Source organism: Pseudoalteromonas sp. T1lg24 (assembly GCF_002964745.1).
In the GTDB taxonomy this organism is placed as follows: Bacteria; Pseudomonadota; Gammaproteobacteria; order Enterobacterales; family Alteromonadaceae; genus Pseudoalteromonas; species Pseudoalteromonas spongiae.
The window spans coordinates 669,553-687,851 of the sequence record NZ_PQCB01000033.1 but is presented as its reverse complement, the minus strand read 5'-3'; the positions used below and the strand labels follow the sequence as shown (position 1 = coordinate 687,851).

14 protein-coding genes are annotated in these 18,299 nt (G+C 41.1%); 8 read left to right on the top strand and 6 right to left on the bottom strand.

Annotated elements, in window-relative coordinates; translation table 11 throughout:
- Positions 1-28 precede the first annotated feature (28 nt).
- The 3 genes from C2M30_RS15195 to C2M30_RS15185 all read left to right on the top strand — a co-directional run bounded on the left by C2M30_RS15195 (position 29) and on the right by C2M30_RS15185 (position 3,829).
- Positions 29-1,015, top strand: coding sequence for a GlxA family transcriptional regulator (locus C2M30_RS15195; protein WP_105172272.1), 987 nt, complete (start codon positions 29-31; stop codon positions 1,013-1,015).
- A 545-nt stretch (positions 1,016-1,560) separates the two neighbouring features.
- On the top strand, positions 1,561-3,378 hold the full coding sequence (locus C2M30_RS15190) for a S8 family serine peptidase (protein ID WP_105172271.1): 1,818 nt from the start codon (positions 1,561-1,563) through the stop codon (positions 3,376-3,378).
- Between the two features lie 10 nt (positions 3,379-3,388).
- The gene (locus tag C2M30_RS15185; protein ID WP_010558394.1) at positions 3,389-3,829 is read left to right on the top strand and encodes a hypothetical protein; all 441 of its coding nucleotides are present in this window, start codon (positions 3,389-3,391) and stop codon (positions 3,827-3,829) included.
- A gap of 45 nt (positions 3,830-3,874) precedes the next feature.
- On the opposite strand, the gene C2M30_RS15180 is transcribed toward C2M30_RS15185, so the two are convergent.
- Together C2M30_RS15180 and C2M30_RS15175 are read right to left on the bottom strand one after the other, a co-directional pair.
- The gene (locus C2M30_RS15180) at positions 3,875-6,004 is read right to left on the bottom strand and encodes a sensor domain-containing protein (RefSeq protein WP_105172270.1); all 2,130 of its coding nucleotides are present in this window, start codon (positions 6,002-6,004) and stop codon (positions 3,875-3,877) included.
- A 275-nt stretch (positions 6,005-6,279) separates the two neighbouring features.
- Entirely contained in the window at positions 6,280-6,846 is a 567-nt protein-coding gene (locus C2M30_RS15175; RefSeq protein WP_105172269.1) for a DUF6942 family protein, read from the bottom strand.
- Between the two features lie 83 nt (positions 6,847-6,929).
- Here C2M30_RS15175 and C2M30_RS15170 point away from each other — a divergent pair, with 83 nt between their 5' ends.
- Entirely contained in the window at positions 6,930-7,280 is a 351-nt protein-coding gene (locus C2M30_RS15170) for a gamma-glutamylcyclotransferase family protein (protein ID WP_105172268.1), read from the top strand.
- A gap of 262 nt (positions 7,281-7,542) precedes the next feature.
- On the opposite strand, the gene C2M30_RS15165 is transcribed toward C2M30_RS15170, so the two are convergent.
- Positions 7,543-8,658: an anhydro-N-acetylmuramic acid kinase gene (locus tag C2M30_RS15165; protein WP_105172267.1), complete on the bottom strand. Its 1,116-nt coding sequence runs from the start codon at positions 8,656-8,658 to the stop codon at positions 7,543-7,545.
- 172 nt (positions 8,659-8,830) lie between these two features.
- Here C2M30_RS15165 and C2M30_RS15160 point away from each other — a divergent pair, with 172 nt between their 5' ends.
- From C2M30_RS15160 to C2M30_RS15145, 4 genes are all read left to right on the top strand, one after another.
- Complete coding sequence (locus C2M30_RS15160) at positions 8,831-11,143, top strand: S8 family serine peptidase (RefSeq protein WP_100914623.1); 2,313 nt, start codon at positions 8,831-8,833, stop codon at positions 11,141-11,143.
- 12 nt (positions 11,144-11,155) lie between these two features.
- The gene (locus C2M30_RS15155; RefSeq protein WP_105172266.1) at positions 11,156-11,692 is read left to right on the top strand and encodes a S8 family serine peptidase; all 537 of its coding nucleotides are present in this window, start codon (positions 11,156-11,158) and stop codon (positions 11,690-11,692) included.
- A 369-nt stretch (positions 11,693-12,061) separates the two neighbouring features.
- Complete coding sequence (locus C2M30_RS15150; RefSeq protein WP_105172265.1) at positions 12,062-12,259, top strand: GlyGly-CTERM sorting domain-containing protein; 198 nt, start codon at positions 12,062-12,064, stop codon at positions 12,257-12,259.
- A 192-nt stretch (positions 12,260-12,451) separates the two neighbouring features.
- The gene (locus tag C2M30_RS15145; RefSeq protein ID WP_105172264.1) at positions 12,452-14,032 is read left to right on the top strand and encodes a methyl-accepting chemotaxis protein; all 1,581 of its coding nucleotides are present in this window, start codon (positions 12,452-12,454) and stop codon (positions 14,030-14,032) included.
- A 113-nt stretch (positions 14,033-14,145) separates the two neighbouring features.
- Here the strand turns inward: C2M30_RS15145 and C2M30_RS15140 are convergent, their stop codons facing one another.
- The 3 genes from C2M30_RS15140 to C2M30_RS15130 all read right to left on the bottom strand — a co-directional run bounded on the left by C2M30_RS15140 (position 14,146) and on the right by C2M30_RS15130 (position 18,196).
- Positions 14,146-16,320, bottom strand: a complete 2,175-nt coding sequence (locus C2M30_RS15140; protein ID WP_105172263.1) for a M3 family metallopeptidase — start codon at positions 16,318-16,320, stop codon at positions 14,146-14,148.
- Positions 16,321-16,655: 335 nt separating this feature from the next.
- On the bottom strand, positions 16,656-17,663 hold the full coding sequence (locus C2M30_RS15135) for a S66 family peptidase (RefSeq protein WP_105172262.1): 1,008 nt from the start codon (positions 17,661-17,663) through the stop codon (positions 16,656-16,658).
- Complete coding sequence (locus C2M30_RS15130) at positions 17,663-18,196, bottom strand: dihydrofolate reductase family protein (protein WP_100914629.1); 534 nt, start codon at positions 18,194-18,196, stop codon at positions 17,663-17,665. The genes C2M30_RS15135 and C2M30_RS15130 overlap by 1 nt, the downstream gene beginning before the upstream one ends.
- Positions 18,197-18,299: the final 103 nt, after the last annotated feature.

Genomic DNA, 18,299 nt, shown 5'->3' with positions numbered 1-18,299 from the left:
CCATTTTGAACTGGTTTGAGCAGTTATTATGACAACAAAAGTACGACTCTTATTGTATCCACAAATATTGGCGACCAGCGTTACGCTGCCAGTAGAAATGCTTAAAGCGGGCGAAGCATCATTTCATGACCGCAAAAATCGTAAGCTCGATATTAAGTTTGTAGCCGATAAACAAGAGCTGATCCAATGCCGCGCGGGGTGTGCTTTTTTACCCGAATTAACTGTTGGCTGTGATGACAATGCCGATTTTATTATTGTGCCGGGGATCTGGCGAAATCCTCGCCCTGTTATTAAGCAAAATCAAGCGGCGATTGGCTATTTGAAAGCTCAATGGCAACAAGGTGCAACAATTGTCGGTGTTGGTACCGGTAACTGTTTACTTGCGGAAGCAGGTTTACTTGATCACCACGCAGCAACGACGCATTGGCATTACGCTAAGCAATTTCGCAAAGACTATCCTAAGGTCGATCTAAAGCCGGAATTTTTTATTACGCAATCGGAGCGTATTTTTTGTGCGGCCAGTTTAAACTCGCTGGCTGATATTATGGTTTACTTGATTGCGCAATTATTTGGTCGAGATGCTGCGCAAAATGTGGAACGTAACTTTTCTCATGAAATTAGAAAGCCATATGAAGAGCAACGCTATTTAGAAGGGGCAGTTGATAGACATGCCGATGAATTGATTGCGCAAATTCAATTTTGGCTTAAAAACAACGCGTCGAGCGAATTATCAATGCAGCATGTTGCTGAGCAATTTGGTATTAGCCAGCGCACCTTATCACGGCGTTTTAAAGCGGCAACGGGCACCACAGCCACCCATTATTTGCAAAAAATGCGCCTTGAAATGGCGCAAGAATTATTGGCTTCGACCAACCTAACCGTGCAAGATGTAGCAGTGGCTGTAGGTTATGTTGATCAAGGTTATCTTACCAAAGTATTTAAGCGCGAGTTAAAACAAACACCGTCCGATTATCGTTTACTGGTGAGGAAAAAATTGTTTAAAACGGATTCGTGATTTTTTAATTATCTAGATGTTTGAAATAGCACTTATCTAAAATTCATTTCTGCAATTGAGTTTAAAGTTTTTCGCAACTTACTGTGCGCAAAAAACGGCGCAACAAATTGGTCTTCTACAAAGGTTATATCACGAAGTCTCAATGTATTTACAGTTATTTTGGTAGTGACTGAACACAGATTCAATATGCTTATTTGTGATGTTTATTGAGAGATTACAGATCTTCGATAAAGCGTAGGTAAGATAGCACTTCACGCCTATCGGCAGGTGTTGAGAGCGCTCTTGTTATAGCTGAATAATCTAACTTATTTGATTTTTGTTAATTTACTGTAAATAAATGTAAATCTTTATTTTTCAATTGGTTAAGAGTGTATAAGCAAACTCAAAAAGACAGCGTTGTCATAATAAATTCCTTTAAAATCAATCACTCGTATGTTTTCTTCATGATTTGCTGTAACTGCTATCGGCGTACTTTCTTTTTTATTGTTATCTGTTTTAAATGTTCGTCCCGATTAAAGGGGAAATACTAAATTTCAGGGGACAAAATGAAAATAAAAATAAAACCTTCCTTGTTGGCTGCAAGTGTAATACTTGCCTGTAAGCCAGCAATTGCAAAAATTACTGATTCAACTTTTCCATTACAAAATGGCGATCCATTAGTTGCTGAGCAATGGCACCTACAGAACATTGGACAAACCGGCTTCTCACAGTCTGCAGGCACATCTGGCAATGACCTTGATATTGATTTCACGCATTTAATGGGTATTAAAGGTCGTGGTATTACAGTTTCTGTGATCGATTCAGGTGTAGAGATTGATCACCCAGATTTAAGAGCTAACGTTGTGGCGGGTTCTCTTAATTTAGGTGACGGTTCAGATTATCCGCAAGATAATAATGGTCATGGTACATCTGTCGCAGGCTTAATTGCTGCTACCGAGGCAAATGGACTCGGTGGGCGCGGTGTTGCACCTCACGCTAATATTGTTGGCTTTAACTATTTACCTAATCAAACTGTTGGTAACTGGCTTGTGTCTCACGGTTTGTCAGAAGATTTTCGTCAATTAGACCGTTTTACCGATCCGCGAGTGTTTAACCAAAGTTATGGCAGCACACCTGCGACACCGGTTGTGCACAATTACGTACTTAACCCGTGGCAAGAGCTGCAAGACGACGTGTATCGCTACATTACTGAACAAAGCCATTGGGGACGTGGTTCTGTTTATGTTAAATCGGCGGGTAATTCGTTCGGAACATATAACGCTTATTACCAAGGTGTGCCTATTTTAGTGCTGCCTTACGAAAACAATCAGTTCTTTAATAACCAAGGTTTACCTTTCCATAATGCGAATATCGCTCCGGATAACAATAACCATTGGAACCTAGTCGTGTCAGCATTAGATGCGCATGGCAAGCTAACGTCTTATTCATCTGTGGGCTCTAACGTATTTGTTGCAGCGCCTGGTGGTGAATTTGGCGAAGCTGCACCTGCAATGGTAACAATTGACTTACAAGGCTGTGAAGCCGGTAGTAATGTAGCGGGCGAGCATGGCAATGCATTGCATGGTGGCACGGAGCTAGATCCGAACTGTGATTATACAGGCACAATGAACGGCACGTCATCGGCAGCACCTAATACATCTGGTGCAATAGCGAATATTATGTCTGCGAATCATGCACTTGACGCTCGTGCGATTCGTCATATTTTAGCGCAAACAGCACGCAAAACAGATGAAAACCACCCAGGTGTTGATTTAACATTTGAAAATGCTGATGGTGAGCTAGTTACTTATAATGCAATTCCATCTTGGCAACGAAATGCAGCTGGCTATAACTTCCATCAGTTTTACGGTTTTGGTGCGGTTGATGTGGATGATGCAGTATATAAGGCGTTGTTCACACCGGTAACACCACTGCCTGAGCAAGTGATTACGCCGTGGCAAACGCAAATCGCAGATGCTGAAATTCCTGATGCAAGTTTGACTGGCGCAACCAGCACATTGGCGTTTGAACAAGATGTGACTGTTGAAGCAGTTCAAGTGAAATTGAATATTGATCATACTCGCTTACGCGACCTTGCTATCGAATTAATTTCACCTTCCGGTACCCGCTCAGTATTAATGAGTGCACGAACTGGCTGGTTAGGTACTACTGAAGGTGGATATACCGATACACTAATGCTTAGCAATCATTTTTATGGTGAATCAGCACAAGGTGAATGGCAGTTAAAAGTAATCGATACAGACAAAGGTAATAGCTTTACTGTTGGTTTCAATGCAAGCATTGGCTTAGTTGGCTTTAACCGAAATAACAATGCAGAAAACGGCGTGTTGAAAGACTGGTCGCTACGTGTAATTGGTCATTAAGGAGTAAAACATGAAGAAATTATTTATCATTGCTGCGTTAACTCTAAGCACGCAAGCTGCAATAGCAAATAGCGCCGAGCAATTTAAAGGCTTAACAATTACTCCGGTAGAACAACTCACCTTGGCGCAATCTGAAGTGGTTGTGAACGATAAAACGTTTAAAACTAATGGTACGAAAACGGTTGTACCTGGCTTGGATGTATTTGATGTTAGCGGGCTAAATGCCTACACCGTTACGGGCGAAATTATCGTAAAACTTTCAGGTGATGTAGACTTTGAGCAATTTAATAAAGACAATGACCTGATTATTAAACAGGCATTTAAATCTTATTACATTCTTAAATCGCAAAGCCAGCGTGATTTGTTGCCATTAGTTGATGCACTGAAAAAGTTAGAAGGTGTAAGCTCGGTAACATTAGAGCTAGTTGATAAAGGCGTTATTGAAAAATAGCGTTATTAAATCACGCATTAGTATAGTTAACGTCTGCTATTTGGGCTAAATAGCAGACGTTTTTTTAAATGAAGTTTGCTTTAACTTTTGCTGCACCGAAAATGGATCTTGGCTGGCAAGTTCACGCTCAAACAATAAATGACTAATTGGCTTAGAGACAAAGTAACCTTGGGCATAGTCGCACCCAGCTGCCTCTAATATGAATAATTGTTCTTGTGTTTCTACGCCTTCGGCGATTACTTTTAAACCCAATTTATGCGCCATTACGATAATTGCTTCACACAAGGCTTGGTTTTGTGCCGAACTTTCAAGATTCATAACAAAGGCGCGATCGATTTTTAAAAAGTCGAGTTCAAACTTGGTAAGGTAAGATAGCGCGGCGTACCCAGTACCAAAGTCATCAAGAGAGATTGCTACGCCTGCTGAGCGAAACTTCTTAAGTGTTTCTTTTATTTCTTCATTGTCATCAAGTAATAAACCTTCGGTAATTTCGATACAAATACCGTGCTTAAGACTCAATTGCAGTAAAGTATTGAGCCAAATAACATCGTGCTTACTGACGCTTGACTGAAATTGTGCAGGGGAGCGGTTAACACTAATTTGAAAGTGTTGATCATAGCTTGATTGCCATTTTTTTACTTGCTCGGCAGCCTGTTGAAACACCCAATTACCAATATCAATAATCATTCCTGATGTTTCAGCAAGTGGAATAAAGTCAGCAGGGCTCACCATGCCAAGTTCTGGATGATGCCAGCGCAGTAGCGCTTCTGCTTTATGAATTTTTAAATCAGAGATTGATAAAATGGGCTGATAGAGCACTTCGAGCTGTTGATTAATGACAGCAAGACGCAGCTCTTGCGTGAGTAAGTGGGCTTTTTCGGATTTTTCTTGCAAGGTTTTGTTGAAATGACGGTATTGTTTGCGCCCTTCTTCTTTCGATAAATACATTGCTTGATCGGCAAAACGCAGTAACTCTTCCATTTTTTCGCTGTGATCAGGAAACAAAGTAATACCAATACTGGCCGAAATAAATATTGATTCATTATTTATGTAGAACGGCATCTCAATCGCTTGAATCAACTTTGAGGCAATGTTTTCAACATCTGCTAGGTTGTGAATATTACACAGCAGCGCAGTAAACTCATCGCCACCAATGCGCGCTACCGTATCGGTTTCGCGTAAAATTATTTTTAGGCGCTCAGATACCTCAACTAACAATAGGTCGCCCGCATTGTGACCCATGGTATCGTTAACTTCTTTAAAATGGTCTAAATCAATAAATAACAGTGCAAATTTATCGCCTGAGCGCTTACTTTTGGCGATTTCTTGGTTAAGCCTGTCGGTAAACATATTACGATTGGGTAGCTGGGTGAGTGCGTCAAAGTTAGCTTGGTGCCAAATAACTTGCTGAGATTGCTTTTTCTCAGTGATATCAGACATTGAACCAACCATGCGATACGGATTGCCTTTTTCATCGCGCATGGCTTCACCAACAATATGGAACCATAACTCTTGTTGTTTGGCGCTATACATACGCACTTCAATATCAAATGCTTCAAATGGGTCGGCTAGGTGCACCTCAAGGCTTGCTTTAAACTGTTTAATATCATCAGGGTGGATTTGTTCAGTAAAGGAAGCAAAATCACAACCAAACGCTAGATTGTCAAAGCCAAGTAGCTCGGTAAATTTAGTTGAGTAAAATACTTCGTTATTTGAAATATCCCAGTCCCATACTCCAGCGCTGGCACCTTTTGCAGCTAATTCGTAACGTTGTTGGCTTAAATAAAGCTTACGCTCTGTTTCATTTATGGTTGTTACGTCTTCAACGATGCCGATATAGGCGGTGATTACTTTGTTTTCAATGAGCGGTTCAGCGTGAATTGATAACAGCTTATTTTTTGTTTTTGCAGCAGATCGGAATGTAAATTGAAAATTAGCACCTTTGGCGGTGCAGGCATACCAGTGTTTAATGGCTTTTTGCCGATCATCTGGGTGCATTGCGTTAATGTAGCTGCTGCCGACGATATCAGTATTGGTTAAACTTAACACTCGATACAGCGCATTATTTGCAAACATGCATTCGCCAGTTGGCTTGGCGACAAACAAACCAATCGGGACGTGCTGCAGCACCGCTTTTGTGTTAAATGCAAAACCTTTGCTTAACTTCCTGACCAAAATAGCTATTCCATTATCTAAATACGCTTAGCTTGTAGTAAGTGTAGTCAAAAAAAGTGCGTATGTTTGAAATCCTTGTCTTTTTCTAACAATAAATTGGTGAATTTTTAGTTTAGAGAAAAAGCGCGTTGAGAGGGACGTTTTTTCCGAACTATTCGCTTCGCCTCTTAAGCTAATAGTTCGCGTTAACAGCTACTTTTTTAAATGCAAAATTAACTCTGGTACCTGTATAAACAACGACTAGCAATACAAATGTTGTTTATAAATGATATTCGCTACATTTGCGGTAGTTGAAATCGTTCTAGCTGAATACAGTTGTGTTGAACTAGCTGCTCACACATTTGTGCTAAAAAATCGATTTTACGATTAGAAAGTTGGCGATAGTCTAAAAATGGTGAAACCAGCAATTTGTTTTCGATATCGTACGCAAATTCGTCGTTAAGCCAGGTTAAATTGCCACCAAGTAGATTTTGTGAAGCAAGCTTTTTTGCGTAACCTCGTCCAGCAATTATATGTAGCGTATTTGCGCGTGTGTAGTTTGGCGGGCTGAATAACAATGCGGTAGCAGAGCCTTGCTGTAGTAATTGGGTGTCTCGATATTGCTGCCAGGTTGGCGCTGCGGTTTTACCCGAAAAAACACTGGAGCTTAGGTTGTAAATGAATTTAGCGTAAACATTAAACTGTTTTCGCCAGCCATTACCGCATGCCATGGAAATTTCATTAATCGCGCCCGTGGGTAACTCAATTAATGAGTTTGGAGTCGCGTATGAGGAAAACTGTGGCGCGTTTTCAACATAAAAAGCAAGCTGATATTGATTGCAGCCAAAACCGATTTCTGACATGTTTAGTACTGTGTTTTTTAAACGAATTTATACCACAAAGCGGATAAGGCTTAAATGGTTGAGTCAAACGAAAAGGATCTAAAATGGAACGTTTGTTTAGCTATGGCACTTTGCAACAAGAAAACGTGCAGCGAGCTAACTTTGGACGGGTGTTAGAAGGCGAGCGTGCAGTACTTCAAGGATATGTTTTATCTGAAGTGAAGATTGAGGATAAGGATGTTATCGCCAAAAGTGGTAAGCAGTACCATCCAATTTTAGTACGCACAGGTAACAAAATTGATGAAATTACAGGCCATTGCTATTGGCTTTCAACGAAAGAGTTAATGCAAGCGGATAGTTACGAAGTGGCGGAATATACGCGCATAAAAGCTAAAACAAAGGATGGTCAAGCATGTTGGATATACGCTGCTAGTAAAGAGCAAAAAAATGCATAGTAACTAGCAGCGTTAAAGCTTAGTATTTTGCATCATTCGCGCCATGTGGCTGCTCAACGCTCCATTGACCTAGGTTTAAATGGGTAATTTGATATAAAAATAGATACGTATCTTTAATTGACTTCATAGTGGCTTCTCCTTTACACGTTTTACTAGTAATGGAAAATCCGTGCCAGCATCAGTTTGTTATTTAAATCAAATGATTAGAAATATAGCCATATTTATTCGAGTTATAATGGTGCAAATTTGCACCATTATAAAACTAAGGTGCAAAGGTGATCTGCCCTAATACTGCTGCTTTGTTAGCACCCGTTACAGAGGGCGCATTAGCTGGCAGACGATTTAACGTGCGATAAGCCAGCCAAGCAAACGCCATTGCTTCCATAAAATCGGCACTGACACCAATATTATCGCTAGTAGTAACATGCCAACTGGGTAAATGATGTTGCAGGCGTGCAACCAAATAGGCGTTTTTAGCACCACCGCCACACAATACCAACGCACCTTCTTTTGACTGAATAGGGCTTGAAATGGTTAGCGCTGTAAGCTCAGTTAGTGTTGCTAACATATCGTAGTTATTGAGCGTATTTTCAGCACACTTCTGTCTAAGCCAAGTCAGATTGAAATACTCTCGCCCGGTACTTTTTGGCGTGGGCAGTGCAAAGTAGTTATCATCTAATAGTTGTTTAAGTAACTCTTGATTGATTTTACCTTGCTTTGCAAGGTCGCCATTGCGATCGTAAGGTTGGTCAAATACTTGCTGTGTAAAACTGTCAATAAGTGTATTGCCTGGGCCTGAGTCAAAACCAAGTAGGGTGTCTTGGTGGCAAATCGTTAGGTTTGCAATGCCGCCAATATTGGCAAAAACCAGAGAGTCTTTATGCTTATTAGTGCTTATTTGAGCTAACAAACTTTGATGAAAAAGTGGCACAAGCGGGGCGCCTTGTCCACCAAGGGCAACATCCATTTCGCGGAAGTTATGTACACAAGTAATGCCGGTTTTAGTGGCGAGCACAGACGCATTTAATAACTGGGTTGAATGTGGTGTTTCACTGTTAGGGTCGTGGAAGACAGTTTGCCCATGTGCGCCAATGGCTTTTATTTCGTTGGAATCAATTTGCTGTGTTTGCAGTAAGTGATTAACGGCAACTGCGTATTCACAGGCTAGTTGATAGGACGCATTACCTATATCTGCAATATTGCATGTCTTATTAGTAATAATTGAAGATAACAACTGATGCAGTGAGTCTGTAAAGGGGGTTTCCAAGCTTGCTACTAACTTAGTTTGCCCGTTTACTATGCTAACTAACGCAATGTCGATACCATCCAAGCTAGTACCAGACATAATGCCAATGTAGTAGATAGAATTTTGTTTCATGATTTCAATTTTGAAATAAGTATTCGTCAATTGTAAAGGTTAATTCAATGAGATAAAGCCGTAGACGGAAATATGTAAATAAAAATTTAAAATGCAAATATTTGTAAATAGCATGTTGTGCGCTTTGTGTGACCTTGTTAACTTGTAACTAATTTATTAACAAGGGTTGATTATGAAAAATAATAAACTGAAGTTATCAGCACTTAGCGCAGCTATTTTAATTTCTCTAGCAGGATGCGGAAGTGATGATAATAAAAAGTCAGTTACACCAGATGTTGCACCTACTGCAAACGATGTGATGGTATCTGATGCGATGCAATGGATGGTTTTCGAAGGCAAGTTAAATGCGCGTGATGGTAACTATGATGAATTAACCGTTAGCTTTAGTGAAAATGGCGAAACGGTTACAGCTCAAGATGGCGTATATACGTTCTCACACGGTGTGTTAGAGCTAAGCGGCATTGACTTTAAATACGTAAGTATCTCGGGTGAAGATGCGGTAATTGATTACACTGTTTCTGCAAATGGTAAGTCAGCGTCTGCTCAACTTGTTGTTTCAGGTGTGAAAGGTGACCCACTTGCTAAGCATCAGTGGCATCTACGCAATTCAGGCCAAAAGGCGTTTGCACTTAGCGACTCGTTAAAAGCACTATTAGTTCAGCTTGATGTAGGACGAGGTTTAAGCGAAGAAGAAGCTAAAGCAAAAAGAGACGCAGAGTTCGCAGCTGATGAGAATTTTTATCTTGTAGCTGGTGAAGATATGAATGTAGTTGAAGCCTACAAACATGGCGTGACGGGCGCAGGTGTTACAGCAGTTGTTGTTGATTCAGGTCTTGAAATTCGTCATGAAGATTTAGCGCCAAACGTACTACCAAATCGTTCTCTAAATTTAAATGACAAGGCGATTGATAGAACAGATCCTACAAGCACCTCAGAAAGTGGTGACCATGGCACAAGTGTTGCCGGTTTGCTTGCGGCAAAAGGTTGGAATGGTCTTGGTGGTCGTGGTGTAGCCCCTGATACAGGGCTTATCGGTATGAATTACCTAGGTGGTGACAAAGTACCGCAAACTGAGTTTTTAGTTCATGGTTTCCCTGGCTCAGGTATTTCGCTAAATGAAGAAATTTCTGCGTTTAACCGTAGTTATGGTCTGACTGTACCTACACATATTGTTTACTCTGAGCTAGATGAAGCGATCGAGTCTTATCCAAACAAAGCGTTACGTGGTGGTAAAGGTGCTACTAACATTAAATCAAGTGGTAACAGCTTTGTAGATGGTGGTCGTGAAGGTAGCTTCTGTGAAGATAATGGTGCTAATGCTTTAGGCCTCACATGTTATAACGGCACAAGTGAGAGTAGCCAAGCACATCCATACTATTTCTCAATAGGTGCAGTAAATTCAAATGGTAAGCATACAAGCTATTCTACGGCAGGTGCTAACGTGTTGGTTGCGGCGCCTGCGGGTGAATATGGAGTGTTTGCACCAGCTATGGTAACGACCGATTCGATGACATGTTTAAACGGTTATTCTGGCTATAAAGGCAGAAGTATCGTGCAATATACATCAGACTTTGCGGCAGCTATTTACCCGTTCGACTACCCAGGACATGAAGAAAATACGAGCTGTAATTATACGTCTACTATGAATGGTACGTCATCGGCTGCTCCAAATGCATCAGGTGTGGTTTCTCTTATTCTTTCTGCCAATAATGAGCTTACATGGCGTGATGTACGTCATATTCTTGCAACGACTTCAACTAAGAATGACGCCGAAAATGAAGCGATCAAATTAGCTGTCGGTGAAGGTGAATTTGTTGCTCATGATGGTTGGATTGAGAATGCTGCAGGATACAAATTCAATAACTTGTATGGGTTTGGTCGCGTAGATGCGGGTGCTGCTGTCGCCATGGCTAAATCATACTCAGTTGACCTTGGTGATGAAGTGATTACACCATGGCAAGGTGCAGGCTCTGTATTGGGTCAAGAACCATTATCGTTAGAAATTCCGGATAATAATGCCACTGGCGCCGAATACAAAATAGTCATTGAAGAAGAGCTAAACATTGAGGCTATGCAATTTAAATTTGACGTATTTAGCGCTGAAATGGGTTTCGGTTTTGAAACGGATAATGGTGTACTTCAAACAACAGCGGGCACAGACCTTGCCATTGAAGTAACATCGCCTAGTGGCACACGCAGTGTACTATTATCTTCGAAGCAAGCTTTATCTTTACCAGCACTTGATTTATCTAATGGCTGGGAAGTTGGGTATATTTTGAAAGATGGTGCGTTCCTATCAAATGCGTTCTACGGTGAGTCGTCAAAAGGTGAGTGGACTGTACGCTTTTTAGATACATCTGATGCTAGCTTTACAGCAAAGGATGGTGGTGACAGTTGGGCTGGCTTTGCAGGTTATGTAAATAATACAACACCATCTACAATGACTGGTATTGCAGTTCGTGTATTTGGTAATGCTGCTAATTAAGAGGTAATTGCAATGAAATTTAAAAAGGTAACGATCACTTTAGCAGCTCTAACATTGTCCGCTCATGCGGCAGCTGCTAATAATTTAGAGCTTAATGTGCCAAAAAACGCGGTTGTGAATAAGCAAGTTAAGAGTGTTATTAAACCTGATTTTGGTACTTACAAGGTAGAGCGAAATTTGGCGCTTGTTCCCGCTTCAATTGCATCTGCAGATGCTGTGATTGAAAAAAGAGGTAATGAAGCTGTTGTAAAACTTGATAAACGAAACGATTTGGTTACACCGGGTACATTGGTACGTAATATATTTACCGGAAACCTTGCACCTGTTTCTGGGAACATTACTGTTCTTCTTTCTGAAGGTATAAGTGCTAACGATATTTTGGTTAAAACAGGCTTTAAATTAGTAAGTGAGTTTACTGAAACAAGGCTAGCTGTTATTGCAGTTGGTGACAATCAAGATGTTCTGGAAGCAGCTGAAGAGCTTCGTAGTTTGGGTCTTGTAAAAGAGGCACGTGTTGAAGTATTAGAAACGCGTCATACAGCACGTTAGTAAATGCTTTTTAAATAAAGCCCGCTTTTTAGAGCGGGCTTTTTTTTGCAAAATCTAACCCAAATAACTAAAAAAGTGGCTACCTATTATTAGTATTGCCAATATGCAGAAAAAATTAAGGTCATTAATAGAGTTAAGCTTTTGCTCGGCTGCCGTTGTTGTAGTAACTAACTAGCCTACAAAAATATCACACTAGAGTTAATCGAAGTTCCAATATTTGTTTAAACGCCTTTAGCTGAGCGGCTCACTATTCAATTGGTGGTTTAAAATATAAAAAGCCCGGGAGTTAAAAACGAATATGTATTGAATATCGCTGACGTTATTGTTGCATTCTCAATAACTAAATTATCAACATCGCTTAGTTAACCAATGGAAGTGGTTGTTACCGATACTGCTGGCAATATTTCTGAGCCTGCGATGGTGAAAATTATGGTGACAGATGTGAATGAAAATCCACTTCCTGAACCAGTAACGCCACCTAAAACGAAAAAATCGTCAGGTTCATTTGGTTGGCTTGCACTGCTTGCTGCACCGCTGGCATTTATTCGTCGTAGAAAAGTGAAGTAACTATTTCATTTTTATTGAAAAGCCCGCAATAATGCGGGCTTTTTTAGTGCTTTTGTCTGACGTACCAATTAATTAGATAAGTGTATACTAGCGAGCCCCTAAGAGCTTAATTAGTGGCTAAGTACAGTGCCTGTTTTCTGTACTACACTTTGTATAACTAAATAATTAATAAAAAATAATTGGCGTCGTCTTATGCAGAAAAACCAAACCCTCACAGGCAGTGAGGTAAAATTAAAGTCGTCACAACGGATTGTTTCAACCACAGATCTTAAAGGTCGCATTACTTACGCAAATCAAGACTTTATCGATATTAGTGGCTTTCAGAGCGAAGAGCTTATTGGTCATGGCCATAACATTGTCCGTCATCCGGCAATGCCGTCACTGGCGTTTAAGGATTTATGGAGCACTATCAAGCAAGGTAAGCCTTGGATGGGTATCGTTGATAACCGCTGTAAAAATGGTGATAACTATTGGGTTGATGCTTACATTACCGCTGTGATGGAAGGGCAACAAATTGTCGGTTATCAATCGGTGCGCCTAAAACCAGAAGAAGAATATCTAAAACGCGCAAAAGCGCTTTATAGCTCGGTTAATAATGGCGCTAGTTTTGGTCAAAAAATTACGTCAGCATTGTCGTTTAACTTAATGGGTAAGTTAACGTTTGCGGGCGTGTTTGCAACTGTTATTCCTGCCTTGATTGCTTCTTTCTTTGTTTCGTCAGTTGTACAGCTTTGGCCATTAATGCTGGCATTCATGCTGTTCAGCGTATTTGCATGGGGTGTTGCCAAACCTTATCAGGATGCTGCACGAAAAGCGCGTGAGATTTTTGATAATGATATTGCTAAACAAGTGTATACCGGTCGCAGTGATGAACTAGGCCAATTGCAGCTTACGATTAAAATGTTGCAAACCCAGCAAGAAACCATTGTGTGGCGTATTAACGATGCAACGTCAGGGCTTGATACTGTTGCGCACAGCACCATGGACACGGCTGAGAAAACGAATCAATTAATGCAGCAGCAAAATCGTGAAGTAGAACAGGTCGCAGCTGCCATCAATCAAATGTCTGCAACGGTAAAAGAAGTGGCGCAAAATGCCTCTCTTACTGCTGATGCAACGCAAGTAGCCGATAACGAAGTCGTTGAAGGACAACAAGTAGTTGATAGAACGACCGCAGACATTAACGAGCTGGTACGCGAAGTAGAATCGGCTGTAGCAGTCATTAACAAACTTGCGTCAGATAGCCAGCAAATTGGCACTGTGGTTGATGTAATTCGTGGTATTGCTGAGCAAACCAACTTACTTGCGCTTAATGCCGCAATTGAAGCTGCAAGGGCAGGTGAACAAGGTCGTGGTTTTGCCGTTGTTGCCGATGAAGTACGTACACTCGCCGCACGTACCCAGTCATCGACAGAAGAAATTCAGCAAATGGTTGCGACGTTACAACAATCTGCGGGTGAAGCTGTATCAGCGATGCAGCAAGGGCAAACTAGAGCAGAGCAAAGTGCCGATCAGGCGCAACTTGCAAAAGCGTCACTTAGTCGTATTTTAGATGCGGTAAATACCATTACGGATATGAGTGCGCAAATCGCAACCGCTGCAGAAGAGCAGTCTGCGGTATCCGATGAAATTACAAAGAATGTGATTAACATTGATAATGCGAGTAAAGAAACACTTGAAGCGTCAGAGCATGCATTTGAGTCAACAGAAAAACTGTTAAACGAAGCAGAGCGATTAACCACGATGGCGAAGCAATTTAGTCAGCATCGTTAATCTATAGTTGGGTCATTTATTAGCTAAGGTTTAAGTTAATAAGACTCAGTGTGAAAAAAATGCCGCGATATTCGCGGCATTTTTGTATCAATTGATAGTAACTCTAAGTCACATTACTTAACTGGGAAGCCTCGGTCACGCATTAGTGCTTCAACTTCTGCGTCACGTCCTCTAAATAAACGATATGCTTCAGCTGGGTCCATTGCGTTGCGAATTGAGAATAAGTGCTTAACAAGCTTGTCAGCTAATTCTTTATCGTAAAAACCACCCGGTGCTTCAGCAAATGCTTCAGATGCGTCAGACGTTAGTACTTCCGCCCATAAGTAGCCGTAATAACCTGCTGAATAACCTTCACCAGAGAAGATATGGCCAAAGTGTGTGCTGCGGTGGCGCATTACAAGCTCACTTGGCATACCAATGGCTTCTAATTGCTCTTTTTCAAATTTAGCTGGGTCAATTTTAGCTGGATCGGTTGTATGGTATAGCATATCCATAATTGCCGACGCTAAGTACTCAGTAGTTTTAAAGCCTTGGTTAAAGGTTGCTGATTTCTTAATTTTAGCAACTAACTCTTTTGGCATTGGCTCACCAGTTTTGTAGTGAACAAGGTAGTTATTGATCACTTCATCGGTTGTTAACCAGCGCTCAAGTAGTTGCGATTGGAATTCAGTATAGTCGCGTACACCTGAATGCGATTTAGGGTAAGCAACCGTTGCTGATAAGAAGTGAAGTGCGTGGCCAAATTCATGGAAATAAGTCTCTGCATCTGACCATGAGATCAGCGTCGGTTCGCCTTCAGGGCCTTTAACAAAGTTAGAATTGTTTGACGACAGAACGGTCTTCTTACCATCGAATGTTGTGTGGCTGCGGTAGGTTGTTGCCCACGCGCCTGAGCGCTTACCTTTACGACCAAATGGATCTAAATACCATAAACCAATGTGCTCGCCAGTGGTTTTGTCAGTTACATCCCATACGCGCACATCTTCATGGAACACAGGTACCGAACCGGTTGCCACTTCTTTAAAGTTGAAGTTAAATAAACGACCTGCCACATAGAACATCGCTTCGCGCAGTTTATCTAGTTGCAAGTATTGTTTTACTTCGTTTGAATCAAGATCATATTTCGCTTTACGTACTTTTTCTGCGTAGTAGCGATAATCCCATGGCGCAATTTTAATGTTTGCACCTTCGCTATCAGCGATAGCTTGCATGTCAGCAACTTCTTCACCCACGCGCGCAATTGCCGCAGGCCATACTTTATCCATTAGGGCTTTTGCATTCGCCGGTGTTTTTGCCATGCGATCTTCTAAACGCCACTGGGCATAGTTGTCGTAGCCCAATAGCTGCATGCGCTCGTGACGAAGCGTTAAGATGTCTTTAATTGTTTGGTTGTTATCAAATTCATCACCGTTGCCACCACGGTTATAGTAGTTTTTCCATACTTGCTCACGCAATGCACGCTCATCTGAGTAGGTTAAAAACGGATCCATTGATGAACGCGAATTAGTGATTGCGAACATTTCTGGTTTACCACGATCTTTCGCCGCCGCTTTTGCCGCTGAAATTAACGAATCAGGTAAGCCTGAAAGTTGCTCTTTAGTTAAAAACACCACGTAATTTTCTTCATCTGCTAACACATTGTTGGCAAATTTAGTGTGAAGACCTGCAAGCTCTTGGTTAATTTCTGCAAAGCGTGCTTTAGATGGTTTATCAAGCGTTGCTCCATTGCGTGCAAAGCTATTGTAAGTAAGCCAAGTAACTCGTTGCTCTTCTGGTGTAAGTGATTTTAATGCATCGCTTTCATATACCGCTTTAATGCGCGCAAAAAGCTTTTCATTTTGCGTAATTTTTGAGTTGAAGGCTGATAACTTAGGAGCCATTTCTTTTTGAATTGCACGAAACTCTGCACTAGAAACGTTTGAGCGCCAAATACCGTAGTAAGTGTAAACGCGTTTTAAAAGGCTGCCTGATTTCTCAAATTCAACAATGGTATTGTCAAACGTCGCTGGCTCAGGGTTGTTGGCAATGGCATCAACTTCTGCCAGCTTTTGTGCCATTGCGGCATCAAATGCAGGCTTAAGCTCGCTCAGTGTTACTTTATCAAATGCTGGTACACCGTTATATGGACCGCTAAATGCTGCCAAAATTGCGTTGTCGTTTTTAGTGTTTGTGGCAACTGTTTTTTCGGCTGCAGGTGCGTTTGAAACTGTTGGTGCTGATTTTTCACCACAGCCTGACAAAGCAAATACTGTTGCCATCGCAACCAGCGAAAGGTTTAGTTTTTTCATTGTGTGTTCCTAGTGTTATTTGCGAGTCTTAATTGCAATCGTGTTTAGAAAATAAGGCACGCTAAACGTGAATGCTCACTCTTTAAATAGTTAATCATTCTATGGGCTAAATAGCGTGCTGAATGCGTGCATTTGGCGTGATGTCTGATTACATACTTAATAGAATTGATACAAAACAGGCAAGCAGGTGAAAAGCAAATTTTAGTAAGGAGGTTTCATACTAAAAATGTTCAATGCACCAAGTTGCTATGTTTAATTCGCTAGCAGAGCGACTCGCTTAATTTGATTGTGTGCTTATGCTAAAAAGCTTTTTGCATAAGCACAATGTTTTTGCGTTAAATGAGCGTTTGCTTAAGGTTAAGCTTAGGTGATACTTCGCACAGTGCACCGTTTACCAAGGTAAGGTTAGGCGGCTGATGGCCTATGTCCATATCGTAAATGATAGGAATATCAAGTTCGGCTTGCGTGAGTGCCAAAGCAAAATCAATTTGCTTGTTAGCAGCAGAGGCCGCATGTCTGCCAACAAAAAGTGCATTAATGCGCTCGAAATGGCCTTTGTATTTTAGCATTAGCAATGCGCGTAGCCAGGCAGTAGGGCTGAGTTCAGCATTTTCGATGTATAAAATAACACCTTCTTTTTCATAGTGTTGGCAAAAAACCTGCAGATCACAATACGGACTATCTAAGGTAAAAATAAGCGTATCTAAACAGCCGCCAATTAAACGCCCAGAAACACGCTCGCTTGGCCAATTAAGTGTTTTCCAACACGTTTTTTGCGTTAAATTATAAGCTGCATTTGGATTGTTAATTAAATCAGCGTAGTCTGCTTCAAAGTGACTTGATGCGGTTTGTGTAAAGCTATCGCCCTTTTTCAGCGTTATTGCGTTATAAAAAGCAGCTGTCGTACTATCAGATTGATTAGGAACCAATTGCATTAGATTAGCTGTGTGCATACTTGCCCAATTTAACCGCGTTGACAGTGCAACTTGCAGTGTACTTACATCCGAAAAGCCAATTAGCCACTTAGGTTTCGCACTTTGTAATTGAGCAAAATCAAGCAGGGGCAATAGTTCCATTGCAAGTTCTCCGCCCCAAGGCGGCATAATCGCATCGATACTATCGTCTAGCAGGTATTGCATTAGTTGTTGTGCGCGAACTTCTTTGTTGGCGCTGACATGCTGGTGGTTATGTTTTAGGTTTGGGTCAAGAACTAGTTCAAAATCCAATTGTTTAAAATGCGCTAGTGCTAAAGATAAGCGGGGGTGAAAGGCTTCGTCGACGCCTGATGAAAATGCACAAACAGCGATTTTACTGCCTGCAACTAGAGCATTTGGGTACTGCATTATCTGTCTCTAATGTAATGATTTTGCACCACTTTATCGATATACTTTTTGCTTGCCAAGAGTTTAAAGCCCAATGGCTCAGGTAAATCGCCAAATAATGGGTAGCCACCACCTAACAGCACAGGAATTCGTGTCAGGATCATTTCATCGACTAAGTCTTCCTTTAAAAAGCTTTGAATAGTTTTACCGCCGTCAATATAAAGGTTGTGATAGCCAAGTTCAGCTAAGTTTTTGACAATTTTTTGTAGCTCACCGTTTACCAGAAAAACCTTGCCTTCGTAACCCTTAGGAACATGTGTTAGGGAGTTAGAAAGTACAAAAACGGGTTTGCTGTACGGCCATTCCACGCCAAATGACAACACCATTTCAAAGGTGTTTCGGCCCATTAACAGTGCATCGATGCCTGCGATAAACGCATCAAAACCAAAGTCGTCGCCGTCCGGGTTAGGTAACTGATGTAGCCAATCAATTTTGTTATCTTTATCAGCAATATAACCATCGAGACTAGTTGCAATAAATACTTTGTTTGTCATCAGAAATTCTTCTTTTTATTGTTCCGAATTCAATTTAACGTAAAAATTTTAATCGGGCTAATAACTCTTTGTTGTAGTGAACTAAACCCATACGACTTGTTTT